The organism is Gluconobacter cerinus, from assembly GCF_002723935.1.
Lineage (GTDB): Bacteria > Pseudomonadota > Alphaproteobacteria > Acetobacterales > Acetobacteraceae > Gluconobacter > Gluconobacter cerinus.
The window spans coordinates 245,073-266,583 of record NZ_BEWM01000003.1; the positions used below are offsets into that span (position 1 = coordinate 245,073).

Sequence of the window (21,511 nt, forward strand, 5' to 3'; positions counted from 1 at the left end):
TCAACTGATGGCTGTTACGTCGGATTTGAGTGTTTCTGCTTGAAACATGAATGCCGGATCTTGTGCAGGACTGAAGAAGATATGTCGGAACATCCTCAAACCATTCAGATCTTTCTTCCTTCAGGTGACCCGCAGGGCATTCGTACCGCAGCCATTACCACACGTATTGTGCAGGTGATTGAAATTCCCCGAGTGCGCCTTGAGGCCTTTTTGGCGATGCCTGAAGCCGGGTTTGTTGGTGTGTATGTTCTTTTTGGTGAGAATGAACAGACTTCCGCGCCCATGGCTTATGTGGGGCAAACAGGGAACCTGGGTACGCGCCTGAAGCAGCACAATGAGAAGAAGGATTTCTGGAACCGTGCAGTTGTGGCGTTATCTTTGACGCAGAGCCTGACGCTGACGCACGCTTATTATCTGGAATGGTTGTCAATCACTCGGGCCGCGAAAGCGCAACGCTTTGAGTTGGATAACGGTACGATCGGTACCAAGCCGCATACGCCACAAGCGATGGAAGCCGAATGCCGGGAAATCTTTGAAACATTCGATATTTTGCTAACGACGCTGGGCCGCCCGCTTTTTGATCCATTGATCAGGGCTCGTGTTGTTCAAACTCCAGTCATCACTCCGCATCACACCTATAATCCTGTGGCATCGGAAGATGCGGAACAGGAATTTTATTGCAGAGCATCCGGAGTGAATGGCCGGGCGCGGTATACTGAGGAAGGTCTTGTAGTTCTCGCTGGATCGTACGGGAGAACAGAGGTTTCCGAAGCGTTTCTGAAAAACGGATACTATCAAAAGCGGCAGGGCTTAATTGATCAAGGCGTTCTGAAGGTGGAGGGAAGTTGTGTCATCTATACGCGTGACACGCTTTACAAATCCCCCAGCTCATCCGCCGCTTATTTGCTCGGGCGGTCGGCTAATGGATGGTTTGAGTGGAAAAACAGCGTCGGTGTGTCTCTTGGAGAAGCCATGGGCCGCTATGGTGCCACGGAAGAAAGCGTTGCCGAATAAACGCTATTCTACCGTGAAACGAGACTTTCACCCTGCCATTGTGGAATTGCGGCGTCCGTAAAATACATATGTGACGATGCCGAGAATGACGTAGCCGGTGAGGAGAATAAGCGGCACGGGATTACCGTTGGCAACGGAGTGGATCATATCCGTGACGAGCGGAATGGTCATGAACAGGCAGAAAATAATCCCGAGCAGTGGTGTTATACCAATCCAGAAACCACGCACCCGGAACCCGCCCAAGGGGACACTGAAAGGCCGATACAGATCCGGCCGTGTGTTCCGCTGCCAAATGACCGTAAAGCACACGATACCAAAAGCCGCCGCTGTACCGATTGAAACCAGATCACTGATAATGTCGATGGGAAGCGTTGCCGTCATAATGGCAACGATGATTCCCAACACGATCGTGCCGAGCCAAGGGGTGCGGAATTTGGCATGAACCTTGCCGAACAGCGAGGGGATCAGGCCGTCACGGCTCATTGTCATGAGCACACGCGACTGGGCATACATCAGCCCCATCAGAACGGAACACAGTCCGATGGTTGCGCCCACATTAATGAAAATGGACAGCCAGGGCGTGTTCATTACGCGCACAGCGATGGCCAATGGGTCCGGAACGTCCAGATCTCGGTAAGGGACGATCCCGAGAAGAACCGCAGCAACGATGATGTATACAATCGTGCAGATCAGAAGGCTGCCGATAATCCCGATGGGGACATCCCGTGTCGGGTTCTTCGCTTCTGCTGACGCAGTCGAGACGGCTTCAAATCCGACATAAGCGAAGAAGATGATCGACGCTGCCCGGAAGATCCCTTTGACACCGTAGTGAAAGCCACCTTCGTTGGGCGGAATAAAGGGGTGCCAGTTTGCGGGGTGAATGGCATGGATGCCGAAGGCAACGAACAAACCAAGAACACCGACCTTCAGGATAACGATCAGCGTATTAACGCGGGCAGATTCCTCAATGCCACGCACCAAGAGGCCGGTTACCAGAAAGACTGCCGTCAGGCCGATAAGATCCAGTCGCCAGCCGGCGCTAATGGCAGTGCCGTCCGAACCGGGAACGGGCTGCAACGTCGCCTGAGTAAGGCTGAGGGGAATATGGACACCAAAAACGGCAAGGAGAGACGATGCATAACCGGACAGTCCGGCGGCGACGGCTGCACAGGAAATTCCGTATTCCAGAAGGAGCAGCCACCCCACGATCCAAGCCACTTTCTCCCCCATGGAGATGTAAGCGTAGGAGTATGCCGAGCCTGACACCGGAAGCGTGGATGACAGCTCGCCGTATGAAAACGCGGTGAACAGGCAGGCGAGGGCGGCTACCACGAACGAAACAAGAACAGACGGCCCTGCATATTCGGCAGCAGCCGTTCCAGTCATGACGTAAATGCCTGCGCCGATGGTGGAGCCGACGCCCAGCAGAATAAGCTGCGTGGCCGTGAGGCTGCGTTTCAACCCGTGCGCTTCATTCTCGGACATGATCTGTTCGAGACTCTTTCGACGGGCAGCCGTGGCTGAGGCGGATGAGCTGGATTGTATCGGAAGTGGCATGATCCCTAATCTGCCGGGAAAAGCGGCGTCTGGAAAGGTTTATAGAACGATGAGAACGCCTGCCACCAGGCCGGCAGCAATGCAGTAGATGCCGAAAGGCTTGAGAGCCCATTCGTCATGATTGCGGAAGAAGCGCAACATCAGGAGAGAACAGATAAGAGCTGTGATGCCGGCAGCGATGGCTCCCACCACGCACTGAAACATCACGTCGTGGGAAATCGTCATATGGCGCATCTGCCAGCCTTCCTTGACGGTCGCTGCCAGAACGACCGGCTGGGCCATGAGCAGGGAGAAACGGGCGGCAGTGCCGTGATCCAGTCCGCGCAGAAGACCGCCATTCATGGTGGCGCCTGAACGCGACAGACCAGGGAACAGGGCAAGACACTGCCAGAACCCGATAATCAGAGCATCCTTGGGAGACAGGGAAGAAATCGGACGGTGATCCGCCTGTCCGCGCTGTCTGCGGAGCCATTCCGTGACCAGAAGCAGCAGGCCATTCAGAACCAGAAAGCCTGCGACGGCCAGAGGCGCCCCGAAGATGGAGCGCAGGCTATGTTCAAAAAGCCCACCGAAGATGACGGCGGGGATGGTCGCGATGACGAGAAGGCCAAAAACCCGAATCGATTCAAGCTGGTTGTATCGGCCGTGCAGACCCAGCATCCCACGAAGGATGGCCATCCAGTCGCGCCAGAAGACGCCGGCCAGAGCCACCAGGGTTCCGACGTGCAGCATTGTCAGGAATGGCAGGAACATTTCCGAATGTTCGTCCAGGTTCCAGTGAAGGATGCCGGGCAGCAGAACGGCATGGCCGAGACTACTGACGGGAAAGGGCTCAGTAATGCCCTGAACGATGGCGAGAATGATGGCCTGAAAAAGCGTCATGGAGCCTGCACGGATGGGCGGAAAAGGAAGTCACTTGCCTGATGGCGCGAAGGGACGCAACCTTGACCGTGCTGTGGGGGAAGACTAACTCGCCAGCTTACCGGGTTTTTTGAAAGTTGAGGCACCACATGAAGGCAGGATACAGCGGGCGCGGTGGCGCCATTCTGGCAAGCGGTCTTGTCCTTCTCGTTGCCGGGGCTTTTCTTGTTTATGGCGGTGAGCTTCGCAAGGGGCCGGTTCAGCACAGCATCGTCATGCATGCGCAGTTCAATTCAGCGAATGGCTTAAAAGCTGGCGCGGATGTTGATCTCGCCGGGGTGACTGTGGGGCGTGTCCAGTCGATCAGCCTTAACCCACAAACCCAGATGGCGGACGTGACGTTTTCCGTTGATCAGCAGCTCAATCTTCCGGTTGATACGGCCGTCGGTATCGGTGCGCCGAGCATGACGGCTGATAACGCGCTTCAGATTGAACCGGGGAAAGACCCTAAGACGCTGTCTGCTGGCGGGGTCATCAAGGACACCCGCGACCAGCTTTCGTTGGAGCAGCAGGTCAGCAACTATATCTTTGGCGGTGGTAAGCTCGGGAACTGAGTTCCCTTAGTCGTTCATTGGATAGGATGCCAGCAGACGGCGCTGCTTGCGCCAGGAGTGCAGCATTCCGAAAGCGCCTGATGTCTTCCATCCACGCGCCTTGTTGGCCGCGCCGATAAGGAAGGTCTGGTGATAGTGTGAGAACTGTGCCCGATACGCTTCCCACAGGGTTGTGCGGCGGTCCCAGATATGGATTGCTTCGGAGCCGACACCGTTAATTTCGATAATGCGAAGGCCTTCTCCGCGCTGCAGGGCTTCAACCGACGGAACCTTCACGTCTACACGGCCGAAATAGAAATCCGGGACGTCTTTCATGATGGCGTCCAGGCGCGCGGTCAGCTCTGGGGTGGTATCAGCCCGGCCATCGCGAAAGACAGACCCTTTGCAATGATTGCCAGCAAACACGAGGGGTAGAACTTCCCCTTCTGCCAGAACGGACTTTTCCCGCCCCGCCAGACGCGGAAGATAGATTTGCGGAACCTGCCCCATGCGAGGATCACTCATGATGAGTTCTTCGATGGTAGAATGTCCGTCGCCCGTGAGAACCGGGGCTTCCTTGTATGTTACCGACGTGATGCGGCCTTGCGGTTGATCAGGATGGCGGATGTAAAACAGGCCGGCTTCGACAGGATAGTCGATGAGTTCCTGTACCATCAGGTCAACGTCGTTCGGGAACTGAGGGAGAACGCTTTCGAGTTGCTCCCGGGAGCGGACAAGTTTCACGCCCGTTCCGTTGCAGCCAATATCGGGTTTGACCACTACCGGAAATGACAGCTCCTTCCGTTCCATCGCGGCCAGCGCACGATCCAGCGCGCCCATGCCACTCGCAAAAACAGCGTACGGGGCAATAGCCTCCTGGGCGATTGGGCCAGCCATATCGAGAATGGAAGACTTGCTCTCTCCGCAAAGACCACCGGTCTCAATGCGCGGATTTGCGGCCGTCGGAATGCTGAGATCCCGGTACTTCAGGCCCATTGCGATCCAGTACAGGACGATGGGCGTGTAAAAGATGGAACCGGGCCAGAATTCGAAAAGCGAGAGGGGATTTTGTTCAGTCTCTGTCTTGGACATTCGGTTACTGGCTCACGGTCTGGATACGGGCGATCAGGCGCCCGACAACAACAATACACAGAACAAATCCCGCCAGTCCGGCCCAGCGCCAGCCTCCCTGATGCGCCAGAAGCCAGCCGCCAATGCGCATGGCCAGCAGAAACAGCAGTGTTGTCCACACAAGGGTGGCGAGCACTGCTGTCAGGGCAAACCGTAGGAACGGTGCGTGGAAGAAGCCGCAGGCTGTGTAGAGCGGGAGGCGCGCGCCGGGCACGAAGCGGGAAATGGCGACGATGCGGATGACGTTCTTGGAAAACCACTCCTGCGTTCGTTCCTGCTTGGGAAGCGTCAGGAAGCGGCGAAGACGGGGCCAGCGTGCACCAGCGGCCCCTAGGCCATATAGCCCGAGATCACCGATTGCGACGCCAAACCAGAGTGCACCCAGGGCCAGAGCGATGCTGACATGCCCCGCACGCGCAGCCACTCCGGAAAGAACGGTTGCCACGTCTTCGAGGATAAAGGTCCCCACAATGATGCTGACTGCTTTCAGCCAGGCAGGCTGTGACGCCAGGGCGGGGCCAATGGCTATCATGCCGCGGGATGTTCCATGATCATGGAACGTTGATGTCGCATGTCAGCGCGCTGGCGACAATCTCACGCCGGGCGTTTTGACCGGAGAATGCTCGAAAGGTTTTGCGGAAGACTGGTAGGGAGCATCACAGGTTGCTAGCGTGCGCTTCAAATGAACCACCCTCTGGGGGCTGATATTCCCGTGCTTAAAAGACGTCATCTTCTTGCTGCCTTTTCCTCTGTTGCCGGAGCGGCTGCGATGGGGATCCGCTCTGCTGCAGCTGAGGACTACGGTGCATTTCTCGCCGGCGTCCGATCACAGGCACTGGCGCAGGGGCTTTCTTCCAGCATCGTCTCCCGTGCTCTGGCTTTGACGCGAGAACCCAATGCCAAGGTTCTTAAGCTCGATCGGCATCAGCCGGAGTTCACCCTGACATGGGCGCAGTATCGTGATCGCGTGCTGCCGGAGTCGCGTTTTCAGAAGGGCCGTACTGTCTATTCGGGCGTAGAGAACGTCATGGCACCTGTCAGTGAACGCTTTGGGTGTGACGATCGGGGCGTGATGGGGATCTGGGGTCTCGAGTCGGGTTTTGGTGCGCATACCGGCACTTTCTCTGTCGTGGATGCCCTTGCGACTCTGGCATTCGATGGACGGCGTTCGACGTTCTTCCGTGGGGAGCTGATGAAAGCACTCCAGATCCTGAATGATGGTGATATCGCACCGGAAGCCATGATGGGCAGCTATGCCGGTGCCATGGGGCAGGCTCAGTTTATGCCGAGCGCGTATCTGCGGTATGCGGCTGATGGTGATGGTGACGGCAAGCGTAATATCTGGACGTCCCAGCCCGACGTGTTTGCGTCTATCGCGAACTATCTCGGGAAATGCGGTTGGCAGCCTTACGAGCCATGGGGACAGGAAGTCACACTGGCCAGCGCGTTAGATAAAAGTGAGATTGGCCGGACCAATACCAAGTCACTGGCAGAGTGGATGTCTCGCGGCGTGCGGCGGGCAGATGGCGCGCGTTTCTCCCGCACGGACGTAAAAGGCGCGATTGTGCAGCCAGATGGTCCGGGGACGCAGGCCTTCATGGTTTACCATAATTTCAACGTGATCCGTCGTTACAACCCGTCTGATTATTACGCGCTGGGCGTAGGTCTTCTGGGAACCGGCATTGTTTCTCCGTAATTTCGCGCCACTTCTGGCGTTCTTGCCCCTGGTTGGGGCGTGTCATCAGGATGATGAGCCTGCTAGTGCGCCGCATCCCCACTATGAGCTGGGGAACGCGTGGCATGGCCCGCAGGGCTGGTTTTATCCCAATGAGCAGTTCGACTATCGGGCAACGGGTCTGGCGACACGTGAGGCGCCGTTACATGGGCAACTGGCTTCTGACGGAGAGGCTTGGTCTTCGGGTGGAATGACCGGGTCACACCAAACCCTTCAACTGCCGTCGATCGTGACGGTCCGAAATCTGTTGAATGGGCGGGTGGTTCGGATCCGACTGACGCGGCGGGGGCCGGAAAGTGCAGGGCGCGTTGTCGCGTTGTCTCCAAAGGCCGCAGATCTGCTGGGCATGACGTCTGATACGCCTGTTGAGATTGTTGAAGACGAAACCGCGAGCCGTGCCGTTATGGAGGGACTGACGGGTGCACCGCATCTGGACGTCCAGTCTGCTCCGGTTGGGGAAGTTCGCGCAGAGTCGCTTGATGGTGGCGCTTCGAAAAAAGTCTATGGCAGCGACTCGTCTGTGGGTGGCCAACCGTCCGCTGCGCTCACGCCGTTACCTGTAACGTGGTCTCAGGGGATGACAGGTCCGCAGGGGCTATATGTTCTTCTTGGAAAATTTTCCGGGCATGGGGCCGCCGCAAGTGTGGCTGTGCGCTGTTCCGGCGAGGTTCAGCGTGTGCCAGATGGAGCAGGGCTGGACTGGCGCGTAAGGTCCGGACCCTATACCGATACCACCCAGGCCGATGCGGCACTGGACCGGACCCATGCGTGCGGGGTAGAGGGCGCGCGGATCATTGTGGAATGACGGCCGTGACTAAGGCCGAACAACTGGGGACGAACGTGCGGACTAGACGCTCTCTTTTCGGTGGTGTTGCGGGCTTTGCTGCCTGTGCTTCTTTTGGCGGGCCGCTGAGTGCGTTGGCACGCCCGCACCATCATGCCGCAGCTCATGCAAAAGCCGCTGCCGCCGCTTCGGATGTTCCGGCTGCTCCGGTTGGGACGCCTGCCAATACGCCGATTGGTCCGTTCGATACCGTTGCGCGCTGGGCTTACATTGTGGATTCCAGCACGGGTGCAGTTCTGCTGGATAAATCTGCAGATGAGCGGATGGCACCATCGTCCCTGACGAAAATGATGACGGCCTATATCGTATTCGGCATGCTGGCGACCGGACGTCTGCACCTGGAGCAGGGGCTTCCGGTCAGTGAGAAAGCCTGGCGGACGCAGGGTTCCAAGATGTTCGTGCCGCTGGGCGAGAGCGTACTTGTCTCTGAACTGATCCAAGGCATGGTCATTCAATCAGGCAATGACGCTTGCGTTGTTCTCGCAGAAGGGATCGCCGGCTCTGAAGAGCGCTTCGTCGCCATGATGAACGAAGAAGCTCCGAAGATCGGTCTGACAAATTCGCACTTCATGAACGTGACCGGTCTGCCTGCTGAAGGGCACTACATGTCCGCGCATGACGTCGCGACCGTGGCCATGCACCTGATCCGTGACTTCCCGCAATATTACCATTTCTTCGGTGAGACGGAATTCACGTTCAACAAGATCCGTCAGGGCAACCGTAACGTTCTGGTCGACAAGGGACTGGCTGATGGCCTGAAGACGGGTCACACCGATGCTGGTGGGTTTGGTCTTTGTGCCAGCTCCAGCCGGAACGGAAATCGCGTGATTGTCGTGATTAACGGGACAGCGTCCAGCAATGAGCGCGCGCATGAAGGTGAACGCCTTATGTCTTGGGCGTTTGCAAACTTCGAAAATGCGACGTTGTTCCGCAAGGGGCAGGTTGTGGATCATGCGCCGGTCTGGATGGGGGAACACAAGGCTGTACCGCTTGTCGCGGGTGCTGACATTGTGATGACCATGCCGGTGGGCTGGCAGCAGCGCTCCCATATTGCAGTGGATTATGCGTCACCAGTGATTGCACCGGTCGTTGAAGGTCAGGCCTGTGGTGCGATCGTAATTTCAGCGCCGGGCATGGGTGATATTCGTGTGCCGCTTCAGGCTGGTGCATCCGTTGCAAAACTCGGACTGGTTGGACGTGCGATGGCGCGCCTTGGTCATGGCCCTGCAAATTAAAAACGGTTTGTTCGTTACGCTGGAAGGTGGCGAGGGCGCGGGGAAATCCACACAGGCGCGCCTTCTGGCGGACCACATTCGCGGACTAGGGTACGAAGCCATTCTGACGCGCGAACCGGGTGGAACGCCGGGCGCAGAGGCAATCCGGCACCTTCTGCTGTTCGGAGAAGAAGAGCTGTCCTGGCGGGCAGAGGTGCTGGCTCATATGGCAGCCCGCTGTGACCATCTGGATAACCTCATTCTTCCGGCTCTTCAGCGCGGCGCAGTTGTAGTTTGTGATCGGTTCCATGATTCGACACTGGCTTATCAGGGCTATGGTGTTGGGCGAGGATCAACGGAACGTCTGGACTTCATTACTGGCGCGCGACGTCTTGTCGGGCGAGAGCCTGATCTGACCTTGCTGCTTGAACTCCCACGCGAACAGGCGCTGGAGCGGCTGGAAAGTCGCGGAGGTCGGACAGACCGATACGAAGGGCAGGCTGAGGCTTTTCATCAGCGTGTCCTTTCTGGCTTCGATGCGATTGCCAAGGCAGAACCAGGGCGCGTGAAGCGTATTAACGCTGGCCGCACTCCTGAAGCTGTCAGCCGATCCCTTCTGGATGCTGTGTCGGAGAAGCTCGGTCATACGGCGTGCGCGTCTGACGCGTGACGGATCCACGGCACACATTCGACCTGCGAGGCCACGAAGCGGCTGAAGAGACGTTTCGTGCTGCCCTTGCATCTGGGCGATTACATCATGCATGGCTGATTTCCGGCCCCGCCGGGATTGGAAAGGCGACGCTCGCGTTCCGGCTGGCGCGGATACTGCTGAATGGAGAAGATCCAGCATCTGCAGCTGCACGGCGTATTACGGCTGGGACGCACGGAGATCTTTTGGAAATCTCGCGTGCTGTGGACGAGAAAAAGGGTCGGTTGCGGGGCGAAATCACGGCTGCAGATGTGCGGCCGGTGCAATCCTTCCTGCACCACACAGCCACAGAAGGTGGGTGGCGTGTCGTGATCGTGGACGGCGCGGAATATCTGAACCGTTTTGCCGCAAATGCGCTTCTGAAAATTCTGGAAGAGCCGCCCCCGAAAGCTATTCTTCTGCTGACAACCGCGTCTCCCGGACGGCTGCTTCCGACCATCCGCAGTCGATGTCGCGCGCTTGCCCTTTCGCCTCTGCCTGACGCGGATATGCGCGTGCTGGTTCCTGATGTTCCGGAGGATGTTCTTGCGCGGTCTCATGGTTCTCCAGGGCGCGCATTGTTTCTTGCTCAGGATCGGGATGGAGCGATTGCTGCGTTTGTGGCGGAAATACTGGCAGGGAAGACGCTTACGGCTGATATGCTTCCTCTCATTGACCGGATTGCCCGTGAGACGGAAGGTTTCGCATTGCTCTGTGATTTGCTAGGCGAGGGACTGGCAGACCGTGCACGCTCGGCAGCACGACGTGGCGACCTGCCTGTTGCTGATTCTTCTGCCCGTCAGTGTTCGGAACTTGATACACTGAGGCGGCAGACAGACGGTTTTAATCTGGACAAGGCCCAGGCCATCCGTCAGGCAGTGGAACTCGCTGCCGGAACGTGAATGGCTCAGGCATGACAAGACGAGTGGACATGACGCGGCGCTTCACCATTACAACTCCGATTTTCTACGTGAACGGCGCTCCGCATATCGGGCATGCCTATACGTCCATCGCGGCTGACGTTCTGGCCCGTTTCCATCGCCTGAATGGTGAAGACGTCCTGTTCGTCAGCGGGACGGACGAGCACGGCCAGAAGGTCGAGCAGACCGCGACCGCTCAGGGCATGGAGACGCAGGCCTATGCCGACAAGATTTCTGCGTCTTTTCGCCAGATGCAGCAGGACATGGCGATCTCCACGGATGAGTTCATCCGCACGACGGATGAGCGTCACAAAATTGCTGCAAGTGCGTTGTGGGAGAAGGTAGCGGCCAATGGTCACATCTATCTCGGCGCGTATGAGGGCTGGTACTCCACACGCGATGAAGCGTTCATTGGTGAAGATGAGCTGGTCAAGAAGCCAGATGGAACGATGGTTGCTCCATCCGGTGCGCCAGTAGAGCGCGTCAAGGAGCCGTCCTATTTCTTCAAGCTGTCCGAGTTTCAGGACCGTCTGCTGAAGCTGTATGAAGACAATCCCGAGTTTATTGGTCCGCATGGACCGCGTCGGGAGATCGAGAGCTTCGTGAAGCAGGGGCTGAGAGATCTTTCCGTCAGCCGCACCAGCTTCAAATGGGGTATTCCGGTTCCGAACGATCCGGATCACGTCATGTATGTCTGGTTCGATGCGCTCGCTAACTATCTGACGGCTGTGGGCTACCCGGATCTGAATGATCCACGTGCGAAGTTCTGGCCGGCTGACCTGCATATTGTTGGCAAGGAAATCGCCCGCTTCCATTGCGTGTACTGGCCGGCTTTCCTGATGGCTGCGGGTATTGAGCTGCCGAAAAGCGTCTTCGCCCATGGCTGGTGGACGGTCGAAGGCGAGAAGATGAGCAAGTCTCTCGGCAACGTTCTGGACCCGAAGGCGCTGGCTGATGAGTTCGGTCTTGACGCGCTGCGGTTCTTCCTGATGCGAGAAGTGCCGTTTGGTGGTGATTCAAACTTCAGCCGTCGTTCGATGATTACGCGCACGAACGTCGAACTGGCGAACGATCTCGGCAATCTGTGCCAGCGGACGCTGAGCCTCGTGGCGCGCAATCTTGGTGGCATTGTCCCGGAACGCGGGCCACAGACGGAAGACGATCTGGCCATTCTGGCCACGGCGCAGCTTCTGCCGTCTCTGATGAACGAGCAGATCGAGCGCAAAGCCATTACGGATGCGCTTGAGGAAGTCTGGAAGATCATCCGTGCGGCCAATTCTTACATTGACCGTCAGGCACCCTGGGCGCTGAAGAAGACTGATCCGGAGCGGATGGCGCATGTTCTGCGTGTGTTGCTGGATGTGATCCGTGCGATTGCGACGATGCTTCAGCCCTATATGCCCAACACGATGGACAAGATGCTGACCCAACTTGGTGTGGAAGAGCACGAGCGGACATTCGCCGCTCTTGAAACGCCGCTTCCAGGTGGGCGCACATTGCCAAAGCCGGAAGGGCTGTTCCCGCGCTTCGTCGTCGAGGAAGCAGAATGACGGGACTGATCGACAGTCATTGCCATCTTGATCGTCTGGACGATGTGCCTGCCGCGCTGGAGATCGCGCGGCAGTCTGGTCTAGCTGGCATGATTACGATCGGGACGCGCTTTTCACAGGCAGAGATCCAGATTGGTCTGACGCGCTTTGACGCGCCAGGCCTTCGCGTCTGGTGTGCCATCGGCACGCATCCGGATCATGTGGGTGAAGAGCGTCGTCCTTCTGTGGAAGAGCTGGTTCAGAAAGCCGAGCCATCCTGTGTGGTGGCCATTGGTGAGTCCGGGCTGGATTATTTTCACAGCGGAGATGAGGCGAAACCGGCGCAGCACGCTGCATTCCGCACACATATTGCTGCGGCTCGTGAGACAGGCTTGCCGGTCGTCATTCATACGCGACAGGCAGACGATGATACGATCGCGATTTTGCGCGAAGAAAGCGGGAAGGGTGCGTTTCCTTTCCTGATTCACTGCTTTGCCTCGGGACCCAAGCTCGCTGAGGCTGCGCTTGAACTCGGGGGCTATATCAGCTTTTCCGGGCTTCTGACGTTTCCGAAATGTGAGGCAATCCGGGACGTTGCGCGGATCGTTCCTGAGGAGCGGCTGCTGGTTGAAACGGACAGTCCGTTTCTTGCGCCCGTTCCAAAGCGCGGTAAGCCGAATACACCGGGATATGTGGCCCACACAGCTGCGCGACTGGCGCAGGAGCGGGGGGTTTCCGCTGAGAAAATCGCGGATATCACCACCGAAAACGTACATCGTCTTTTTGCAAGGACACGCCTGTGAAAGTCACAATCCTTGGATGTGGAGGTTCTGCGGGCGTGCCAATGCTTGGTGGTCAGAACGGCTCACAAACGGGGATCTGGGGGCACTGCAATCCGCAGAACCCCAAGAACAGGCGTACGCGTTCTTCGATTGTTGTTGAAGGTGAGGGTGGGTTTCGGCTTCTGGTTGATTCCGGGCCGGATTTCCGCTCTCAAATGCTCAATTGCGGTCTGAGCCACATCGATGCAGTGCTCTATACGCACCCGCATAGTGACCATATCGCAGGACTTGATGATCTGCGGGCCATCAACCGTGTGATTGATAAACCACTTCCGCTTTTAGCCGCGCAAAGCACTTTGGAAGAGCTGCGGCAGCGGTTTGCCTATGCTTTTGCGCCTTGGAAAGGCCCGGATTTTTATCGTCCAGTCTTCAATGAGCAAGTCGTTACGGCTGGCGAAGACGTCGATTTTCCCGGTCTGGAAGGGCATATTTTCGAGCAGCGACATGGGCGGATCACGTCTCTGGGGCTGCGGTTTGGAAAATTTGCCTATTCCACGGATGTTGAAACATTGTCCGAAGACGCTCTGACGCTTCTGGATGGTGTGGATACGTGGGTTGTGGATTGCTTCCAGTATGAACCGCATCCAGCTCATGCCTGGCTGGAGCGTGTGCTGGAATGGCGCACGAAAATCAGGGCAGGGCGCACAATCCTGACTCATATGGGCACGGATATGGATTACGACATTCTATGCCAGACACTGCCGCCGGATGTGCGTCCGGCTTATGATGGAATGGTTCTGAAATTTTGAAAAAACCGGGCAGGGTGGTCTGCCCGGTTTTTCTGGGCTCAGAAGGTGATCATCGCGCCCGCTGACATGGTGTGATCGCTTTCATGGTTCGGGCCATGAGCATCGGATTCCGTGTGGGCATATTCACCCACAAGGAACATCCAGTCTGTCAGTGTGTAATAAAGTGCCCCGACTTCGGACTGATTGCGACGGACCAGCGATGGATTGTCTTCGCCCGCAGCCTGATAAAGATTGCTGACGCCATAGCTTCCAACCAGCTTCAGGCGTGGCAGGATCTTGTAGGAGGCCTGAACGTAATAGCCTTCCGAGTTTCGTTTGCGGCCGGACTGGGAAATGCCGTCAAACAGCAGGCCGGTCGTGCCCAAACCATTACCGTAATAGTAATAAGCCACGCCTTCAAACGGTCCGCGGGAGAGCTTGACGCCAACATCGCCTGCAGCGACGGTCGCGCCTTTGCGGCTGTCTGTACCCAGGGTTGAGCTTGTCAGGTTCTGGACGTGCTGGGTCAGGAAGCTGGCCCAGAGGCGTGTGGTGAAACCTGCAATTTTTGCGTCGTAGGTAACTTTACCCTGAACCATTGGCGAGCTGTGCTGCGTGCTTGTCGCAGACAGTCCACCGCCAGCATAGTTGAACGGATCCAGCGGCGTCATGATGCCGACAGATCCCTGAAGACCATGCCACTTTGGGGAGATGTAGGTGATCTGTGGAAGCCAATCCGTGTAGACGTAACCCACACCGATGCGGCCCAGAGACGTATTGGCCGGGTTGGCATTGCTTCCCGTACTGCCGACACTCAGCAATGTTGCATCATTCAGAATGGCATCAGATGCGAACAGGGCAATGTCACGACCGATCTTGATCGTACCAAGTCTGTCGGTGCCAGCTGTCATGTACACCTGACGGAAATCAACGCCCGCTGTTCCGAGGCCCACGGGGCTGCCACCGGAGTTGGCGTTGAACGCGCCGACATCTGCGTTGTTCAGTCCCGGATACATTCCGAAGACCGCGCCAAGTTTGATGCCATCCTGAACCGTGTTCAGTTTCAGGATGAGGCCACCAGGAAGCAGGCCGTTTCTGACGGATGAGGAATCAAATCCACTGGAGCCGGTGGAGACGCCACCTGCGACGGGCTTGCCGCCACCAGGGCTGTTATACGTGTAGAAGCCGTTAACGAAGCCTGAGAGATTGATCTCGATCTGGCCGGCCTGAACGGTTACGCCTTTGCCTGCGACGTAAGGTTTGACGCGCACAACGCTATCTGGATCGTAGCTCGCGCGCGCCTGACGGAGCATGGAACGTGTGTCACGTGCATCAGCCGCAGCTTCACTGGCTGCACGGCGTGCGGCCTGAGCGGCAGCGATGGTTGTGACGTCGGGGGGCTCAAGGCTGCCGTCATACTGAGTTGGATTGTATCGGCGGTATCGGTTGCGTTTTGCCGGGGGGCTTGAGGTACCATCCTGATTGGAAGATGCCTCGGATCGGCTGTGTCGCAGATGGTGTGCCAGAAGGCTGTTATATTCTCCGTGTGTCAGGCTGCCTTTGGCCCGAAGGATATCAAGAAGTTCGGTGTAATCGTCGGCGTGTGCGGTTGCAGGAAGAACCGTGAGAGACCCAACAGAAAAAACGCAGCTCAGAAAAGCAATCTGGCGCAATGAAAGGCGTGGCATGCAACAACCGCTCCAGCGGAGGATCCGGTTCACGACAATGGGTTCGTGCACCAGAAGAATTGATCTTCGTTTCACGTTAGCGCCAAAAATGACATTCTTCGCAACAAGTCATCGTGTATCACGGATATGTGAGTTTTCCGGCTGTTTTTGATATTCAAGTTGGCATAATATATCTTATACGACATGTATGTGAAGCAAAATATAAAACCTCTTCCGCATTTGCAGACCCAATATCAGAGACTGAAATCGGCTTATTCTCCACGATTTTGGCCTAGTTTGACGTTCTTTGCATTGAGTTAAGTGATTTATGGCATTTTGCCACTTCGTCTGATGCTTGTGGCTCTCTGGCATATCGCCGCGTGCGAATTTTCGTTTAGTGGCAAAATGCCATGATGACTGATCGCGGTTTGTTGATGGCATTCTGCCATAAGTTTTTCAGCCTCTTTACCCATGGTCTGATTGGCCTTTACCCATGGTCTCTCCTCTCTTCAGGCTGTGAGACTGTTTTGACCGAAGTGATTCCGAACGACCCTGTGGTCGATGCCGTGAAAGTGCCGTCTTCCATAGATTTGTTTGGGCATCCCAGAGGGCTTTGGGTCCTGGTGCTGACTGAAGGCTGCGTAGCATTCTCGCTTTACGGCATGCAGGCCATTCTGGTGCTCTATCTGGCGGACTACCTGCTCCAACCCGGGCATGTAGATCATGTGCTGGGTATGAGCGCGCTGAAGTCTTTCCTTGGCGCGCTTTACGCACCAGTCGGGACACAGGCTACGGCAGGTGCGATTACTGGCCTTTTTCTGGCGCTGATTTACGCAACCCCTCTTCTCGGCGGTATCGTCGCTGACCGGTTTCTCGGTCGAACCCGCACGATTTTCCTCGGTGCGATCCTTATGACAATCGGGCATGTTCTCATGTCTTTTGACTGGAGTTTTGTCATCGCCATCACCACGCTCCTATTGGGGCTTGGAGCGGCTGGTGGTCTACGCGCGCAGGTTGGCGCTCTTTATGCACTGGACGATCCACGGCGCTCAGAGGCCTATCAGATCTATTCGTTGGGTGTTCAGGCTGCGGTCATCGCAGCTCCTGCCCTATGCGCTTATCTTGCCATCAAGGCCTGGCACTGGGGCTTTCTGGCTGCCAGTCTAGGGATGCTGACGGGGCTTTTCGTCTATATATTGGGTAGGCGCTGGCTGCCGGAAGACGGCCATTCCAAAGCAATCATCCCTCGCCCATCTTTGACCCCTGCGGAAAAGAAAACAACAGTTCTGCTTTTGGCGCTTCTACCCGTTCTGGCTCTAAGCGCCCTGCCAAATTCCGAAATTTTCGATGGTTATTTGTTGTGGGGTCGTGAGCATTACCAACTGACACTTCTGGGGCACCCGTTTCCGGTCAGCAGTCTTGTGTCGCTGGATGGTCTAGTCAGTACTGTTTGTACGATTTCTGTTCTTGGTTTCTGGAAGCTCTATAATCGCCGCCGCCCGGACCTCGCGGAAATCACAAAGGTTGCCATCGGGGCCTTTATCGCGTCGTGTGGCCCGCTCGTTCTGGCCCTCGCATCGTGGCTTTATCCTGCGCCGCATCAGGTCAGTCTGCTATGGGGCATTGCTTTTCATACGATCAACGATATCGGCTTCAGCATGAGCTACGCGATCGGTATGGCGTTATATTCCCGTGCTGCTCCTGCGAGCCTCAATACTATTCTTGTCGCCTGCTTCACCCTGCATCTTTTTCTGGCAAACCTGATGATCGGGAAGCTTTCAACCCTGATTGGCCATGTCGCAGATGTTCCGTTCTGGCTTATTCACAGCGGGGCGTGCCTGCTGGCAGCCTGTATTCTGTTGGGATGCTCTTGCCTTTGGCGGGATCTGCTGGCGCCTGAGAAAAGAGCATCGTAATTGAACGTAGCATGAGGCCGGAATGAGGCTCAGGAAGACGCAATTCCCTTGAGCCCCTGAGCGGGAGCAAGCCTCACGCCTTCTGCCGTTTTCACGACGTATGGGTCCAGAAGGCCGTCTGCGCGCTTATTGCTGCGAGCGATGATGAGGCGCTGGACAATCGGGTAGTCGGTGATCAGTTTTTCGAATACCGGCTTGGGGATTGCCAGAAGATGGCTGAACTGAAGCGACCGGACTGTGCCCTGTAGCCTCTCGCCGCGAATGACAGAGGCAGCGCCGATCAGATCTCCGCTGCCAAAGAGGATTTCACGCTCTGGAAGATGAACTTCGGCCAAGCCCGCAACCTGTGCATAGACAACCCGGGCTTTTTGCCCACGCTTGAAAAGCACTTCGCCTGGTGAAACGAAACGCATCGCGACCTTCCGGGACAATGTGTGCAGAACACTGTCAGGCACGCCATTGAAAGCTGGGAAAGCTCGCAGCCGCTGTTCAATGCCGCTCTTGAGATTAAAGCGCAGCGGAGCTTCAAGACGCGCGCTCCGGCGTTCAATATCCCGGTGTAGTTCCCGATGCAGCTCCTCGGAAATGAGATTGTCAGCCTGAAGCGCATCGTATTCTTCGTCTTCCAGGCGCAGCGCGATCTGACGGAGAATACGGCTTTCGAGAGCTTCCGAGTAACCGGAATAATGCAGACGGAGTGTTTCCAAAGCATCGTCCAGAAGCTTGCGCTGACGTCCCAGAACCTCGGACACGATTTCCGTAATACGCGGGCCGAGGGTTGGCTCCATGCGCTGCCTCACAAAGCGCTGCAACGACAGTGACACGAGATGCGCGATGATCAGCATCTCGAAGCGTTCCATCATCGCGTACATCAGAGGTTCGTCGAAATGGAAGCGGCTGTGCAGTTCCTGGGCAACCCGGAATCTCACCGGCGGCTGTAGTCGGCGCTTCAGGGCGCGGACATAGCCATAACGCCCTTCAAGACGCGCGCCATCCGCCATGGCTTCAGCCGTCCGCAGGAGCGTTTCCATGACACGACGCGACAGGCCCTGAATGCGAAACAGGTCCAGCAGAAGGGAGCGTTCCTGATTGGCAATCGTGATGAGCGCGATATTGACGCGAGCGCGGTCGCTCAGGGCAGATTCAAAATTATTGGCCGCCCTCTCCTTTTCAGCGCGCTTTTCGATCCGGCTGATGACACCAATGCGCGTCTGCTCGCTAAAGCCCAGTTCATCAGACATCACGCGCGTCCGTTCCGCGACTTCACCAAGACCGATCCCTAGGATCTGTTGGCGGATCGCCTGATCGATCGGTGACAGTTGATCAAGCTTCAGGAACAGGACGAGTGAACGCAGGGTCGTCCCGTTAACCAGTAGGGTAATCAGCACAAAGCCTGTTGCGATGATACCGATGAAGTGCGCTACGGGGCTTGAGACGCTCTGGTTCTCGGTCACGGCCAGCGCGAGCGCCAGAGTAATGGCGCCGCGCAGGCCGCCCCAGACCATGGTAGCCTTGAAAGGCGTTGGGACAGGTGGCGAAAGCTTCGTGAACGCCAGGATCGGCAGCATACCGAACACAACGGCACCGCGCGCGACCAAACCTGCCACGCTCGCGATCAGGATGAGCACACAGTCCCACTTGGTCATGCCAATCAGGAGGCGCGGAACCAGCATGGAGGCAAGAAGGAACACGAGAGAGCCTGCCCAGAAAACGAGCTGCTGCCATAGCTCGTTCAGGAAGCGCCAGACTTGCGGACGGAAGGTGGACGGTCCATAAGCTGAGACTGTCAGGCCGGCTGCTGCCGTGGCGACAACGCCGGAGAAGCCGAGCATTTCGTCACACAGAATATAGACTGTGTAGGGCAGAGCGAGGGTCAGGGTGATTTCTGCTGCCGGGGCGCCGCCCAGGCCTGCAATGAGCAGCAGGGTCAAGCGGCCAAGGCAGACGCCGACAACGATGGCGCCACCAAAAGCCGACGCAAAATCAACGACAGCCTCACCGAGATGGATGTGCCGGTGGGATGTGACGGAGGCCAGCAGGATTGCGAAAATCGCAATCGCGGCGGCATCGTTCAGGAGCGCCTCACCTTCAACAAGGCGCGTCAAACGTGACGCAGCGCCGATCTCCCGGAAGATGCCTGCCACGGCTGACGGATCAGTCGTGGCGACAATGGATCCGAGAAGAAGGCAGACCACCAGGCTCTGATTGGCGAAGGGGTAAAGCGCCAGACCAATGGTGGCTGTGGAAACCACAACCGCTACAACCGCCAGCAGAAGCACTGTCGCCGTTTCATGAGCCAGACGACGAACATCAATGCCCATGGCACCCTGGAACACCAGAATGGGCAGGAAGATCAACAGGAAGGCCTCACTGTTGATCGGGAAATAGATCAGGGCTTCGGCGGCGCCATCCAGCAGGTCCGTTGCGGAGGAACGAACAACAAGAGACGCAGCGCCACCCAGAACGATGCCAGCAAGGGCCAGCAGAACCGTTTCGGAAATCTCAAGCCGTTTGGCCAGAGGCTGAATGATGCTGACGAGCGTGAGCAGGAACGCAATCGCGAGAAGAACGGCTGCAAGGCCTGTCACCATCATTGTATTCCGTACTCCCTTGGTTCGAAAACCATCCTAGAGACGGTTGCCGCCCCACGATAGCTCTGTCTTGCAAATTATGTGTCAGCGGCGGCAAGCCACTGTCTGACCTGGCTTTCCGGGTCTTCGGCACGAATGAAATCGCTTACGGCGGCAACGCTGTCTGCCCCTGCCTTCAGACAGGACGGCAGCCGATCGAGCGTGATGCCACCAATGGCCACCAGAGGAACATCGCCGCTGAGTTCACGCCACTCGGTCAGGCGCTCAACACCTTGCGGCCCAAACGCCATCTTCTTCAGTTTCGTTTCCCAGATCGGACCGAGTGCAACGTAATCGGGCTTGCAGGCCAGCGCACGCTGCAGTTCTTCATGGCTATGGGTCGAGATGCCGAGGCGAATGCCCGTCTGGCGGATGGCCTCAAGGTCTGCGGTCTCAAGATCTTCCTGCCCCAGATGCAGCCACTCATAGCCCAGTTCGATTGCCAGTTCCCAATAATCGTTCAGCACGAGGGCGACATTATGGCGGGCGGCCAGTTCCTGGGCAGTTTCAGCCTGCGCCCGGATTTCTTCAGACGGCATGTCCTTGAGGCGCAGCTGAATGAAACGCGCCCCTGCTCCGCCGAGGCGTTCGACCCAACGAGGATGATCAACGACAGGATAGATTTTCGAAGGCAGACGGGACATTTACAGCATTTCTCCACCGAGGCTGCGGGCCAGACCGAGGGTCGGGGTCGAGGGCACCGCCATATCGCGTTCTTCCATAGGGTCTGCAGCAAATCCGGCAAGCCCGGCTTCACACGCCAGGCGAAAGGCGGTGGCCATCTGGGCCGAGTTTCCCGCTTTGGCGACGGCCGTGTTGATCAGAACGGCATCGTATCCGAGCTCAAAGGCTGCCGTGGCATGAGAGGGCTTTCCAATGCCGGCATCCACGACCATGGGGATGTCCGGGAAATGGCTGCGCAATGCGCGGAGGCCGAAGAGATTGTTCAGCCCCCTGCCCGAACCAATTGGTGCGCCCCATGGCATCAGCACCTCAGCACCCGCACGGAGCAACCGTTCAGCCACAACCAGATCTTCCGTTGTGTAGGGGAAGACCTTGAAGCCATCTTCCGTCAGGATGCGTGTGGCCTCGACCAGACCAAAGACATCTGGCTGAAGCAGGTCTCCCTGGCCGATCACTTCCAGCTTGATCCAGTCCGTTCCAAAAACATCCCGGGCCATCTGTGCTGTGGTGACAGCTTCCCGAACCCCATGACAACCTGCCGTGTTAGGGAGAATGGGGACGTTCAGGCTCTGGATCAAAGACCAGAATGCCTGTCCTGCCTGAGCGCCCGCAGCTTCGCGACGCAAAGACACGGTGACAACACCTGCCTGAGCGGCCTTTACTGCGTCTGCGAGAATGGCGGGGCTGTCATATTGGGCTGTGCCCAGCATCAGCCTTGAAGAGAGTTCAGTGCCGTAGAACTGCATGTCAGCCTCCCTGCATGGGAGCAAGAATTTCGAGGACGGCACCCTCTTCTACCGTTTGTGCACTCCGCTGGGTGGCTGGAATGAAAAAACCGTTCAGGGCCGTCGCCACGCGCGCCTTGCCGTAACCCAGTTCATCAAGGACCGCGCCAAGTGTTCGCGCGTGAACTTCATGGAGTTCGTCATTCACGGTGATCTGCATGATGTCTCTCCCA

At 57.2% G+C, this 21,511-nt stretch carries 20 protein-coding genes; 11 read left to right on the forward strand and 9 right to left on the reverse strand.

Features of this window, described 5'->3' with window-relative positions:
* Positions 1-81 precede the first annotated feature (81 nt).
* Positions 82-1,014, forward strand: coding sequence for a GIY-YIG nuclease family protein (locus tag GCE01_RS08315; RefSeq protein ID WP_099212357.1), 933 nt, complete (start codon positions 82-84; stop codon positions 1,012-1,014).
* 27 nt (positions 1,015-1,041) lie between these two features.
* Here GCE01_RS08315 and GCE01_RS08320 read toward each other — a convergent pair whose 3' ends face one another.
* Complete coding sequence (locus GCE01_RS08320) at positions 1,042-2,571, reverse strand: APC family permease (protein WP_099212360.1); 1,530 nt, start codon at positions 2,569-2,571, stop codon at positions 1,042-1,044.
* Between the two features lie 39 nt (positions 2,572-2,610).
* Positions 2,611-3,453 carry an undecaprenyl-diphosphate phosphatase gene (locus GCE01_RS08325; RefSeq protein ID WP_099212362.1) on the reverse strand — a complete coding sequence of 281 codons (843 nt, stop codon included), beginning with the start codon at positions 3,451-3,453 and terminating at the stop codon, positions 2,611-2,613.
* A 128-nt stretch (positions 3,454-3,581) separates the two neighbouring features.
* On the opposite strand from GCE01_RS08325, the gene GCE01_RS08330 reads away from it, so the two are divergent.
* Positions 3,582-4,046 (forward strand): MlaD family protein, encoded by a 465-nt coding sequence (locus GCE01_RS08330; protein ID WP_046901483.1) that lies wholly within the window; start codon positions 3,582-3,584, stop codon positions 4,044-4,046.
* Positions 4,047-4,052: 6 nt separating this feature from the next.
* On the opposite strand, the gene GCE01_RS08335 is transcribed toward GCE01_RS08330, so the two are convergent.
* Positions 4,053-5,117, reverse strand: coding sequence for an ATP-grasp domain-containing protein (locus GCE01_RS08335; RefSeq protein WP_064273191.1), 1,065 nt, complete (start codon positions 5,115-5,117; stop codon positions 4,053-4,055).
* Between the two features lie 4 nt (positions 5,118-5,121).
* Complete coding sequence (locus GCE01_RS08340; RefSeq protein WP_099212365.1) at positions 5,122-5,688, reverse strand: DedA family protein; 567 nt, start codon at positions 5,686-5,688, stop codon at positions 5,122-5,124.
* 150 nt (positions 5,689-5,838) lie between these two features.
* Between GCE01_RS08340 and GCE01_RS08345 the strand changes: the two genes are divergently transcribed.
* From GCE01_RS08345 to GCE01_RS08380, 8 genes are read left to right on the forward strand one after another with little or no spacing between them, the layout of a single operon-like run.
* Positions 5,839-6,852, forward strand: a complete 1,014-nt coding sequence (locus GCE01_RS08345; protein ID WP_373321849.1) for a lytic murein transglycosylase — start codon at positions 5,839-5,841, stop codon at positions 6,850-6,852.
* On the forward strand, positions 6,839-7,696 hold the full coding sequence (locus GCE01_RS08350; RefSeq protein WP_099212371.1) for a septal ring lytic transglycosylase RlpA family protein: 858 nt from the start codon (positions 6,839-6,841) through the stop codon (positions 7,694-7,696). Before GCE01_RS08345 ends, GCE01_RS08350 begins: the two co-directional genes overlap by 14 nt.
* Complete coding sequence (locus GCE01_RS08355) at positions 7,693-8,970, forward strand: D-alanyl-D-alanine carboxypeptidase family protein (RefSeq protein WP_046901487.1); 1,278 nt, start codon at positions 7,693-7,695, stop codon at positions 8,968-8,970. Before GCE01_RS08350 ends, GCE01_RS08355 begins: the two co-directional genes overlap by 4 nt.
* The gene (gene tmk, locus GCE01_RS08360) at positions 8,954-9,619 is read left to right on the forward strand and encodes a dTMP kinase (RefSeq protein WP_099212374.1); all 666 of its coding nucleotides are present in this window, start codon (positions 8,954-8,956) and stop codon (positions 9,617-9,619) included. The genes GCE01_RS08355 and tmk overlap by 17 nt, the downstream gene beginning before the upstream one ends.
* The gene (locus GCE01_RS08365; RefSeq protein WP_099212377.1) at positions 9,616-10,539 is read left to right on the forward strand and encodes a DNA polymerase III subunit delta'; all 924 of its coding nucleotides are present in this window, start codon (positions 9,616-9,618) and stop codon (positions 10,537-10,539) included. The genes tmk and GCE01_RS08365 overlap by 4 nt, the downstream gene beginning before the upstream one ends.
* Before the next feature lie 29 nt (positions 10,540-10,568).
* The gene (metG, locus tag GCE01_RS08370; protein ID WP_099212381.1) at positions 10,569-12,107 is read left to right on the forward strand and encodes a methionine--tRNA ligase; all 1,539 of its coding nucleotides are present in this window, start codon (positions 10,569-10,571) and stop codon (positions 12,105-12,107) included.
* Positions 12,104-12,889 (forward strand): TatD family hydrolase, encoded by a 786-nt coding sequence (locus GCE01_RS08375; protein ID WP_099212383.1) that lies wholly within the window; start codon positions 12,104-12,106, stop codon positions 12,887-12,889. The genes metG and GCE01_RS08375 overlap by 4 nt, the downstream gene beginning before the upstream one ends.
* A complete protein-coding gene (locus tag GCE01_RS08380; protein ID WP_099212386.1) occupies positions 12,886-13,677 on the forward strand; it encodes an MBL fold metallo-hydrolase in 792 nt (263 codons plus the stop codon). Before GCE01_RS08375 ends, GCE01_RS08380 begins: the two co-directional genes overlap by 4 nt.
* Before the next feature lie 38 nt (positions 13,678-13,715).
* Here the strand turns inward: GCE01_RS08380 and GCE01_RS08385 are convergent, their stop codons facing one another.
* Positions 13,716-15,344, reverse strand: a complete 1,629-nt coding sequence (locus GCE01_RS08385; RefSeq protein ID WP_099212388.1) for a porin family protein — start codon at positions 15,342-15,344, stop codon at positions 13,716-13,718.
* 389 nt (positions 15,345-15,733) lie between these two features.
* Between GCE01_RS08385 and GCE01_RS08390 the strand changes: the two genes are divergently transcribed.
* Positions 15,734-17,239 (forward strand): peptide MFS transporter, encoded by a 1,506-nt coding sequence (locus GCE01_RS08390; protein ID WP_244591134.1) that lies wholly within the window; start codon positions 15,734-15,736, stop codon positions 17,237-17,239.
* 29 nt (positions 17,240-17,268) lie between these two features.
* Here the strand turns inward: GCE01_RS08390 and GCE01_RS08395 are convergent, their stop codons facing one another.
* From GCE01_RS08395 to thiS, 4 genes are all read right to left on the reverse strand, one after another.
* Positions 17,269-19,833 (reverse strand): cation:proton antiporter domain-containing protein, encoded by a 2,565-nt coding sequence (locus GCE01_RS08395; protein WP_099212391.1) that lies wholly within the window; start codon positions 19,831-19,833, stop codon positions 17,269-17,271.
* 74 nt (positions 19,834-19,907) lie between these two features.
* Positions 19,908-20,513 carry a thiamine phosphate synthase gene (locus tag GCE01_RS08400; protein WP_046901495.1) on the reverse strand — a complete coding sequence of 202 codons (606 nt, stop codon included), beginning with the start codon at positions 20,511-20,513 and terminating at the stop codon, positions 19,908-19,910.
* Complete coding sequence (locus GCE01_RS08405; protein ID WP_099212394.1) at positions 20,514-21,299, reverse strand: thiazole synthase; 786 nt, start codon at positions 21,297-21,299, stop codon at positions 20,514-20,516.
* 1 nt (position 21,300) lies between these two features.
* A complete protein-coding gene (thiS, locus tag GCE01_RS08410; protein ID WP_046901497.1) occupies positions 21,301-21,498 on the reverse strand; it encodes a sulfur carrier protein ThiS in 198 nt (65 codons plus the stop codon).
* Positions 21,499-21,511 lie beyond the last annotated feature (13 nt).